Source organism: Candidatus Allofournierella excrementigallinarum (assembly GCF_944388085.1).
Lineage (GTDB): Bacteria > Bacillota > Clostridia > Oscillospirales > Ruminococcaceae > Allofournierella_A > Allofournierella_A excrementigallinarum.
Genome location: NZ_CALXHK010000008.1, coordinates 44,901 through 54,800 on the forward strand (window position 1 = coordinate 44,901; position 9,900 = coordinate 54,800).

At 66.4% G+C, this 9,900-nt stretch carries 9 protein-coding genes; 2 read left to right on the forward strand and 7 right to left on the reverse strand.

The window, feature by feature from the left end; translation table 11 throughout:
- Positions 1–10 precede the first annotated feature (10 nt).
- From ACH2AT_RS02770 to ACH2AT_RS02795, 6 genes are all read right to left on the reverse strand, one after another.
- Positions 11–817, reverse strand: coding sequence for an ABC transporter ATP-binding protein (locus tag ACH2AT_RS02770; RefSeq protein ID WP_394963406.1), 807 nt, complete (start codon positions 815–817; stop codon positions 11–13).
- A 1-nt stretch (position 818) separates the two neighbouring features.
- Positions 819–1,724 carry an ABC transporter permease gene (locus ACH2AT_RS02775; protein ID WP_394963408.1) on the reverse strand — a complete coding sequence of 302 codons (906 nt, stop codon included), beginning with the start codon at positions 1,722–1,724 and terminating at the stop codon, positions 819–821.
- Between the two features lie 114 nt (positions 1,725–1,838).
- On the reverse strand, positions 1,839–2,882 hold the full coding sequence (locus tag ACH2AT_RS02780; protein ID WP_394963410.1) for an ABC transporter substrate-binding protein: 1,044 nt from the start codon (positions 2,880–2,882) through the stop codon (positions 1,839–1,841).
- A 532-nt stretch (positions 2,883–3,414) separates the two neighbouring features.
- Positions 3,415–3,969, reverse strand: a complete 555-nt coding sequence (locus tag ACH2AT_RS02785; protein ID WP_394963412.1) for a Fe-S-containing hydro-lyase — start codon at positions 3,967–3,969, stop codon at positions 3,415–3,417.
- Between the two features lie 16 nt (positions 3,970–3,985).
- Positions 3,986–4,825 (reverse strand): fumarate hydratase, encoded by an 840-nt coding sequence (locus ACH2AT_RS02790; protein WP_394963414.1) that lies wholly within the window; start codon positions 4,823–4,825, stop codon positions 3,986–3,988.
- Entirely contained in the window at positions 4,822–5,997 is a 1,176-nt protein-coding gene (locus ACH2AT_RS02795) for an NADP-dependent malic enzyme (protein WP_394963416.1), read from the reverse strand. Before ACH2AT_RS02795 ends, ACH2AT_RS02790 begins: the two co-directional genes overlap by 4 nt.
- A gap of 221 nt (positions 5,998–6,218) precedes the next feature.
- Here ACH2AT_RS02795 and ACH2AT_RS02800 point away from each other — a divergent pair, with 221 nt between their 5' ends.
- Entirely contained in the window at positions 6,219–7,361 is a 1,143-nt protein-coding gene (locus ACH2AT_RS02800) for an FKBP-type peptidyl-prolyl cis-trans isomerase (RefSeq protein WP_394963418.1), read from the forward strand.
- 56 nt (positions 7,362–7,417) lie between these two features.
- Here ACH2AT_RS02800 and spoIID read toward each other — a convergent pair whose 3' ends face one another.
- Positions 7,418–8,479 carry a stage II sporulation protein D gene (gene spoIID, locus ACH2AT_RS02805; protein ID WP_394963420.1) on the reverse strand — a complete coding sequence of 354 codons (1,062 nt, stop codon included), beginning with the start codon at positions 8,477–8,479 and terminating at the stop codon, positions 7,418–7,420.
- 137 nt (positions 8,480–8,616) lie between these two features.
- Between spoIID and ACH2AT_RS02810 the strand changes: the two genes are divergently transcribed.
- A partial coding sequence (locus ACH2AT_RS02810; protein WP_394963422.1) for a citrate synthase occupies positions 8,617–9,900 on the forward strand: 1,284 nt, incomplete at its 3' end.

Genomic DNA, 9,900 nt, shown 5'->3' on the forward strand with positions numbered 1-9,900 from the left:
CCGGGCCGGTTCACTCCACGGTGGAGAGCAGGATGCGGTCGTTTTCCATGGCGCGGCCGGCGTTTTTGGAAAAGGCGGCCAGCAGGTCGTCCACCGTCATCTTCGAGCGCTCCCCGCCCTTCACGTCCAGCACGATGCGCCCGTCGTCCATCATCAGGGTGCGGTTGCCCAAGCTAAGGGCGCTGTGCATGTTGTGGGTGATCATCAGGCAGGTGAGCTTCCGCTCGGCCACGATGGAGGTGGTCAGCGCCAGCACCTTTTCGGCAGTGGCCGGGTCCAGGGCGGCGGTGTGCTCGTCCAAGAGCAGCAGCTTCGGGGTCACCAGCGTGGCCATCAGAAGGGTCAGCGCCTGCCGCTGGCCGCCCGACAGCAGCCCCACCGGCTGCTTCATCCGGTCCTCCAGGCCCAGGCCCAGCTGGGCCAGCCGTTCCCGGAAAAGCGAGCGCTCCCCGGCGGAGACGCGGGAGAAGCCCGAGCCCGCCTTGGACGCCCGCAGATAAGCCAGCGCCAGGTTTTCCTCGATGGTCATGTGGGGGGCGGTGCCCCGCAGAGGGTCCTGGAACAGACGGCCGATCTCGCGGCTGCGGCGGTGCTCCTTTTCAAAGGTGATGTCCCGCCCGTCCAGCAGGATGCGGCCGGTGTCGGTGAAGAAGTTGCCGGCGATGGCATTGAACAAGGTGGACTTGCCCGCGCCGTTGGAACCCACGATGGCGGCAAAATCCCCTGCATCCAGATGCAGGTCGATGCCCCGCAGGGCTTTTTTCTCGTTCAGAGTGCCGGGGTTGAAGGTCTTGGTGATGCCAGTGAGGGTGAGCATTTCAGCGCGCCTCCTTTTCTTTGGCGGCCAGCCTGCGCTTTGTCAGCCTGACCCAGGCGGTGAGGGCGGGCCAGCTGATGGCCACCGCCACGATGGCCGCGCTGATGAGCTTGAGGTTGGAGGGATTGGCGCTGGTGCGCAGAGCGAACACCATCAGCACCCGGTAGACGATGGAGCCCAGCACCGCGGCGGCCACCCCGCGCCACACCCCGCCCCGGCGGGTGAACATTTCGCCGATGATGAGGCTGGCCAGGCCGATGACCACCACGCCGGTGCCCAGGCTCATGCTGCTGGACATCTGGTACTGGGCCAGTACGCCGCCGGAGAGGGCGGTGCAGCCGTTGGCGATGCACAGGCCCACGGTGATGGTGAAGGCAGGGTCGATGGAGGAGGCGGAGACCATGTCCCGGTTGTCGCCGGTGGCCCGGATGGACAGGCCGATCTGGGTCTTGAGGAAGAGGGCCATGGCCGCGGCGGCGGCGATGGTGATGGCGGCGCAGACGATGAGCTTGCTCCAGTCGCTGCCCAGCAGGGCCGCCGCCCGGGTGAACACCGTGTCCGCCTTGAGCAGGGGCAGGTCCGCCCGGTTGCCCATGGTCCACAGGTTGATGGTGTAAAGGCCGGTCATGGTGATGATGCCCGCCAGAATGGCCTGCACCTTCATGCGGGTGTGGAGAAAAGCGGTGACAAAGCCCGCCGCGCATCCGGCAAAGAAGGCCAGCACAAGGCCCAGCACCGGCTTGCCCACGGCGGAAAACACGGCGGAAACGGCGCTGCCCAGCACAAAGGTGCCGTCGGTGGTGAGGTCGGCGATGTCCAGCACCCGGTAGGAGAGATACAGCGCCAGCGCCACCAGCGCGTAGATGAAGCCCTGCTCCACCGCGCTCTCCAAAAGCATTGCGGTCATGAAAAACGCTCCTTTAAGCAAAAAATGGAAAACGCCGGCAAACAGGCGGGCCCGCCCCCGCCTCGCGCATCCGGTGCGCGGGGGCAGGGGGGGCGGAGCCCGCTGTGTTTCCGGTCACTCCACGGCGATGTAGCCCTCGCCGGTGAGGTCAAAGATCTCCGGGTCGATGCCAAGGGCCGCGGCGGTGGTGGTGTTCACGGTGGTGATGCCGTCGTTCAGCACCTGCACCGGGGTGGCGGCGGGGTCGGCCCCGTTCAGCACGTCTGCCGCCATCTGGGCGGTCAGTTCGCCGAGTTTCGTGTAATTCACGCCGGTGGTGGCAAGGCCGCCGTCCCGCACCATGCTGTCCGCCGCGGTGTACACCGGCACCCCCGCCTCGATGGCGGTGGAGGCCAGCACGGCCATGCCGTCGGCCACGGTGTTGTCGATGGGCACAAAGATGGCCTCGGCCCCCTGGGCCAGCAGGTTCTGGGCGGCCAGCTGCACTTCGCCGGCATTGGTCACGGTGCTCTCCACTGCGGTGATGCCCTTTTCTTCCAGAACGGGCTTCATGTTGCCGATGGTGGTCACGCTGTTTGGCTCGCCCAGGTTATAAATGAGGCCCAGGGTCCCAAGGTCCGGGTCAGCCGCCAGGGCCAGGTCCAAAATCTTGTTGGTGTCGATGTAATCACTGGTGCCGGTCATATTCTGGCCGGGAGCCTCCATGCTGTCCGCCAGCTGGGCGCCCACAGGGTCGGTCACCGCGCTGTAGACCAGGGGGATGCCGGTGCCCTGCACCGCGGCGGCCGCGGCGGTGGCGGCGGGGGTGGCGATGGGGATGATGAGGTCCACCCCGTCGGAGACGAACAGCTTGCAGATGTCGTTCAAAGTGGCGGCGTCCGCCTGGCCGTTCTTCACCTCGAATTCGATGGCGGGGCCGCCGGCGGCGACACTGGCCTCGGAGAGGGCGGTCAGCTCGCTTTGGATGGCGGTGCAGATCTCGTCCAGGCTGGAGTGGCTGGTGTACTGCACGATGCCCACCTTGAAGCTCTCGCCGGCGGCGCTGCCGGAGACGGAAGCGGGGGCGGAGGCGGTGGAAGCGGGGGCGGAGCCGCAGGCGGCCAGCGACAGGGCCAGGGCGGCGGCGGTGATGGCGGCGAAAAGGCGATTCTTTTTCATGGTATATTCCTCGTTTCTTTCTTGCTCAAAGGGCGGATGGCGGTCAGCGGAAAGGCTGCCATCGGCGCCATCGTGTGGAGAAACGGTTGCGGGGTCTGAGCTTGGCCATGTCCGGCGCCTCCCTTCGGAAAAGAAATAAAAAAAGACCTGCCCTTGCATTGCTACAAGGACAGGTCTTTGGAAAAACCTGCGGTGCCACCTTGCTTGCCCGGCTTTTGAAAGCGGGCCTCTCGTGAGGGCGCCAACACGCCCTGCGCCCTGTAACGGGAGCCTCCCGGCGCAGCTACTGAGGGCCCCGGCCCCGTTCACCTTGCTCTCGGCGGTCCATTTGTCTGCCCCGCTTTCCGCCCGTTTCCAGCCTCCGGGCTCTCTGTAGGCGCGCTGTGCAGTTTTATCTCCGCCTCATTGATTTACTGACATTAAACCACAGCCCGCGGCATTTGTCAAGCACAAATTTTTTACCGGGTTAAAGCGGCAAAGCGGCGGGGGGATGCCGCCGCGCCGCGGCAAAAGCGGGGGCCGCCCCGCCCGCTCACCGCGCCGCCAGATAGGCCGCCGGGCCGCTTTCATAAAGGTCGCCGCCGGCGGGGTCCAGCACCACGGTGAGGGGCATGTCCTCCACCGCCAGCCGACGCACTGCCTCGCAGCCCAGGTCCGGCCAGGCAATGACCTCCAGTTCCTTCACGCAGGCGGCCATCAGCGCGCCCGCGCCGCCCAGCGCCGCCAGATACACGCCGCCCTCTTTCTGCAGGGCTTCCTTCACGGCCTTGTCCCGGGCGCCTTTGCCGATCATCACCCGCTGGCCCAGCGCGATGAGCCGGGGGGAGTAGGGGTCCATCCGCCCGCTGGTGGTGGGGCCCGCCGAACCGATGACCTGGCCGGGCTGTTCCGGCGTGGGGCCGACGTAATAGACCGCGCTGCCTTCCAGGGGGAAGGGGAGCGGCTCGCCCTTGTCCAGGCATTCCATCATCCGCTTGTGGGCCGCGTCCCGGGCGGTGTAGATGGCGCCCGAAAGCAGCACCGTGTCCCCCGCACGCAGGGCGGCCAGCGCCTCGCGGGTGCAGGGAGTGGTCAGTCTGTGTTCCATCTTCGCGCCCTCCCTCTCACAATTCCGCGCTGGCCCGCCGGGTGGCGTGGCAGCTCACATTCACCGCCACCGGCAGCCCCGCCACGTGGGTGGGGGCTGCCTCGATGGCAAGGCCCAGGGCGGTGGTCTTTCCGCCAAAGCCCTGGGGCCCGATGCCCAGCTCGTTCACTTCGGCCAGCAGCTTTTTCTCCAAAGCGGCGTAGTATCCGTCCGGGTTGGGCTCGTTCAGCGGGCGCAGCAGCGCCTGCTTTGCCAGCAGGGCCACCCCGTCGAAGCTGCCGCCGATGCCAACGCCCAGCACCATGGGCGGGCAGGGGTTCGGGCCCGCCAGCCGCACCGTTTCCAGCACGAAGCGCTCCACCCCTTCCACCCCGTCGGCAGGGCGCAGCATGGCAAGGCGGCTCATGTTCTCGCTGCCAAAGCCCTTGGGGGCCACCGTCAGTTTCAGCCTGCCGCCGGGCACAAGGCGCAGGTGCAGGGCGGCGGGGGTGTTGTCGCCGGTGTTCACGCGGCGCAGCGGGTCGCCCACGATGCTCTTGCGCAGGTAGCCCTCGCCGTAGCCCCGGCGCACCCCCTCGTTCACCGCGGCCTCAAAATCGCCGTCGATGTGCACCTCCTGGCCCACCTCGGCGAACACCACGGCCATGCCGGTGTCCTGGCAGATGGGCAGGGCGCACTGGTCCGCCATTTGCAGATTCTTTTCCAGAAGGCCCAGAGTGTGCTTTGCCAGGGGCCAGGGCTCGGCGGCCCGGGCGGCGGCCAGCGCCGCTTCCACGTCCGCGGGCAGGTGGGCGTTGGCCTCGATGCACAGGGCGGCCACCGCTTCGGCGATGGCCGCGGCCTTGATCTCTCTCACAGCCGGGCCACCCCGCTTTCTTTGGCGGCGGCGGCCACCGCGGCGGCCACAGCCGGGGCCACCCGCTCATCAAAGGCGCCGGGGATGATGTAGTCCTCGTTCAGCTCCCCGTCGCCGATGAGGCCGGCGATGGCTTTCGCCGCCGCCACCTTCATCTGGTCGTTGATGCACTTCGCCCGCACCGCCAGTGCCCCTTTGAACACGCCGGGGAAGGCCAGCACGTTGTTGATCTGGTTGGGGTAGTCGCTGCGCCCGGTGCCCATCACCCGCACGCCGGCGGCTTTGGCCTCGTCGGGCAGAATTTCCGGGGTGGGGTTGGCCATGGCGAACACCACCGCGTCCCTGGCCATGGAGGCGGCCATCTCTTTCTTCAGCGCGCCGGGCACCGACACGCCGATGAACACGTCCGCGCCCTTTGCCGCCTCGGCCAGCCCGCCGGTGAGATGGCGGGGGTTGGTCACGGTGGCAAGCCACGCCTTGTGGCCGTCGAGGCCCGCGGGGCGGCCCTCATACAGGATGCCGTGCTCGTCCACGGCGGTCACGTCCGCCGCGCCCGCCGCCAGCAGCATCCTGATGATGGCGGTGCCCGCCGCGCCGGGGCCGCTGAGCACGATGCGCACGGCTTCCAGCCGCTTGCCCACCAGCTTCAGGGCGTTCAGCAGCGCCGCCGTCACCACGATGGCGGTGCCGTGCTGGTCGTCGTGGAAGACGGGGATGTCCAGCTTTTCCTGCAAAATGCGCTCGATCTCAAAGCACTCGGGGCTGCGGATGTCCTCCAGGTTCACGCCGCCGAAACCGGGGGCGATGAGCTCCACCGCCCGCACCACCTCGGCGGGGTCTTTCGTGCCCAGGCAGATGGGGAAGGCGTCCACCCCGGCGAAGGCCTTGAACAGCAGCGCCTTGCCCTCCATCACCGGCAGCGCCGCTTCGGGTCCGATGTCCCCCAGGCCCAGCACCGCCGTGCCGTTGGTCACCACCGCCACCATGTTGCCCTTGCAGGTGTAGTCATACACCGCGTCCGGGTCCCTGGCGATGGCGCGGCAGGGCTCCGCCACGCCGGGGGTGTAGGCCAGGGAAAGGTCGTCCCGGTTCTTCACCGGCACCTTGCCCACCACTTCCAGCTTGCCTTTGTGCGCTTTGTGCAGCGCCAGCGATCCCTTGTAGTAGTCCATCCCGTACCCCTCTTTCCGTTTTTCTCAATTATAACCCATTCCCCCGCCTGCGCCAAACGAAATTGCGTATAAAACATAAAGCGATTTACAAATAGTATTAGAAGAAAGAGGAAATTATGAATTTTTGACCAAAAAGCCTCGACGGTTTGACTTTGCGTGCTATAATAAAAACCGACACTGTGCGGCCCAAAGACCGCCATATTACAGGAGGGAATACCACCTTGAAGAGCAAGATGATCCGCCTGGGCGCTGCCGCCCTGGCGCTTACCATGACCGCCGCGCTGGCGGGCTGCGGCGCTGCCGGCAGCAATTCCGCCTCCACTTCCGGCTCTGCCGCGTCCGAGGACGTGCCCGAGATGGTGGAGATCGACTACAGCAAATACATCGACGAGAACGGCTTCTGGAAGGACATCCGCGCGCTGGACTACGTCACCCTGCCCGAGTACAAGGGCGTGGAGGTGCCCGCCGAGGAGATCGAGCCCACCGAGGAGGAGATCGAGAGCAACCGCCAGAGCCTGCTGAGCCAGTGGGCCTACTACGATGAGGTCACCGACCGCGCCGTGGAAGACGGCGACACCGTGAACATCGACTATGTGGGCAGCGTGGACGGCGTGGAGTTCACCGGCGGCAACACGGGTGGCGCCGGCACCACCGTGACCATCGGCGTGACCAGCTACATCGACGATTTCCTGGAGCAGCTGATCGGCCACAAGCCCGGCGAGACCTTTGACGTGAACGTCACCTTCCCCGACGACTACAACGACTCCACCGACGCCGACGGCAACACCGTGGTGCTGGCCGGCAAGGACGCGGTGTTCACCACCACCATCAACTACATCCAGGGCGACGAACTGCTCTACCCTGAGATGGACGACGCCTTCGTGGCCGAGAACATGCAGTCCATCTATGGCTGGACCACCGCCGCCGAGGCCAACGAGGGCATCGCCACCGCCATCCGCAACTCCAAGAAGTACAACTACATGCTGGACTATCTGGAGGCCAACGCCGAGATCACCGAAGTGCCCGAGGCCATCTCCGAGTACATGCGCGAGGCGCAGCTGGCAGCCATCAACAACCAGGCGGCCAGCTACGGCATCTCGGTGGACACCCTGATGATGCTCTCCGGCTACGGCAGCGAGGACGAGTACCTGGCCATGCTGGAGGAGCAGCTGCCCGAGGCGGCCAAGTTCAGCCTGCTGCGCCAGGCCATTGCCGAGCAGGAAGGCATGGCCGTGACCGAGGAAGAGATCCGGGAACAGCTGGGCGACAGTTACGACAGCTACGTGGAGACCTACGGCCTGAACTACATCAAGCAGGATATGCTCATCGGCATGGTGGACCAGCTCCTGCTGGACGAGAACTGAGCGATGAACGCGCAAAGCGCCGGGGCGGCAAAAGCCGCCCCGGCGCTTGTTTCTTTTCAGCCCAGCGTTTCCAGGGTGGTGCCGGGGTAATAGTGGGCCAGGATCTCATCGCAGGTGCTGCCGGTGAGGGCCATGGCGCTGGCGCCGTACTGGCTCAACCCCACCCCGTGGCCGTAGCCCCTGGTGGTCACCGAGAACACACCGTCGGCGTACTGGATGGTAAAGCAGGCGCTGCGCAGCCCCAGGGCCGTGCGCAGGTCGGCGCCCCGCACGAACACCCCCGCGCACTCGATCTTGTCCACATAGCCGGCGGCGGTGCGGCTGGCCTCGCCGAACCAGCTTTCCGGCTCGCCCTGCCGCGGCTCAGCCCCCGGCACCGCCAGCACGATGGCGTCGTACATCTGCTGGGCGGTGTAGGTCACCGTCTGCTCGTAGCCCTCGGCGGTGAGGTCCAGGGTGGAGTCCACCCCGGCAAGGTAGGGCAGCGCCTCGTTCCACACGTTCTCGCTGGCCTCGGTCTGCCCGTTGCTGATGGCGTGGTAGCAGGCGGCGGCGGGCGCGCCCTCATAGGTGAGCACCTGATGCAGGATGGGGGTGAACAGGCTCTCCAGCCGGGCCCAGTTCTCCTCAAAGGCGCCGCCCCAGTAGCTTTGCAGGACCTCCCGGGTCATGTAGCCCTGCCGCCGGGCCGGGTCGGCGGAGAACCACGCCCCCTCCAGCTTGTCCGCCGAGGCCCGGTCCCGCTGGTAGAGGGCATAGCTGTGGCTGGCGACGGCCTGGGCCTTCAGCGCCTCGTCCGGCCAGGTGACGGGCATCTCGCTGGCCGCCGCCCCGATGAGGTATTCCAGCAGCGGCACCTCCAGCACCTCGCCGGCGCCCGCGTCCCACAGGCGGATGACCTCGCTGTCGGCGGCGCTGCCCGCCGGCTGCTGCTCCCGGCCGGAGGTGGCGGGCGCAAGGAACTGGGCCGCGGGGCTCTGCCCCTCCTCCTCATCGGCCCCTTCGGCGGCAGGGGCGCTTTGGGCGCCGCCGGCCGGCGCCGGCGCCAGAAGGCTCGCCAGCGGCAGGCAGTAGGTGAGCAGGGCGAACAGGGCGATGGGAAGCAGCGCGCGTTTCATAACGTCCTCCTTTTTTGCCGCCCTTGCAATTTAAGGGCAAAGCGTGTAATATGAAAAACATATATTAAAGGGATGAAAGGCCGCGAGGGGCGGCGCGGACGGATGGGAAAGTACAGGCTTGAAAGGAGAGGAAGGCCATGGCGGTGGAAAAGGCGCGGCTTGCGCCCCAGACCATGAAATATCTATGCGAAGAGTACCTGAAAAATAACTACATCGACCCCGAGACCAGCGAGCGGCTGGGGGTCAAGCGGGGCCTTCGCAACCCCGACGGCACCGGCGTGCTGGCGGGGCTGACCAACGTCTGCGACGTGGTGGGCTACGACAAGACCCCCGACGGCAAGGTGGCGCCCATCCCCGGCAAGCTCATCTACCGGGGCATCAATGTGGAAAAGATCGTGGAGGAGGCCTATCAGAAGGACCGCTTCATGTTCGAGGAGGTCATCTGGCTGCTGCTGTTCGGCACGCTGCCCACCGCCGGCGAGCTGGCCCAGTTCTGCGAGATCCTGGAAAGCCACCGCGCCCTGCCGGACGGCTTTGCCGAGGACATGATCATGAAGGCCCCCAGCCCCAACATCATGAACAAGCTGGCCCGGGGCGTGCTGGCCATGTACAGCTACGACGAGAGCCCCGAGGACCTGAGCCTGGAGAACCTGCTGGAGCAGTCCATCAGCCTCATCGCCGGGCTGCCCACCATCATGGTGAACGCCTGGCAGGTCAAGCGGCGCATCTACGACCATGAGAGCATGTTCTTCCACATGCCCACCCCCGGCCAGAGCACCGCCGAGCACATCCTGGCCACCTACCGGGCGGACCGGAAATTCACCCACGAGGAGGCAAAGCTGCTGGACCTGTGCCTTGTGCTGCACGCGGACCACGGCGGCGGCAACAACTCCGCCTTCACCTGCCGGGTGCTCTCCTCTTCCGGCACCGACACCTATTCCGCCATCGCCGCGGCCATCGGCAGCCTGAAGGGCCCCAAGCACGGCGGCGCCAACCTGAAGGTGATGGAGCAGCTGGGCCACATCCAGGCCGGGGTGCAAAACCACGCCGACGAGGACGAGGTGCGGGAGTTTTTGCGCAAGATCATCCGCCGCCAGGAGGGCGACGGCAGCGGCCTCATCTACGGCATGGGCCACGCGGTCTACACCTTGAGCGACCCCCGCGCGGTCATCCTGCGCCAGAAGGCCCGGGACCTGGCCATGGAAAAGGGCTTCGAGGACGAATTCAACCTGCTGTGCCTGGTGGAAAAGCTGGGCCCCCAGGTCTTTGCCGAGGAAAAGGGCAACAAGACCGTGTGCGCCAATGTGGACCTGTTCAGCGGCCTGATCTACAAGATGCTGGGCATCGGCCCGGACCTGTACACCCCGCTGTTCGCCATCAGCCGCATCCCCGGCTGGTGCGCCCACCGCATCGAAGAAGTG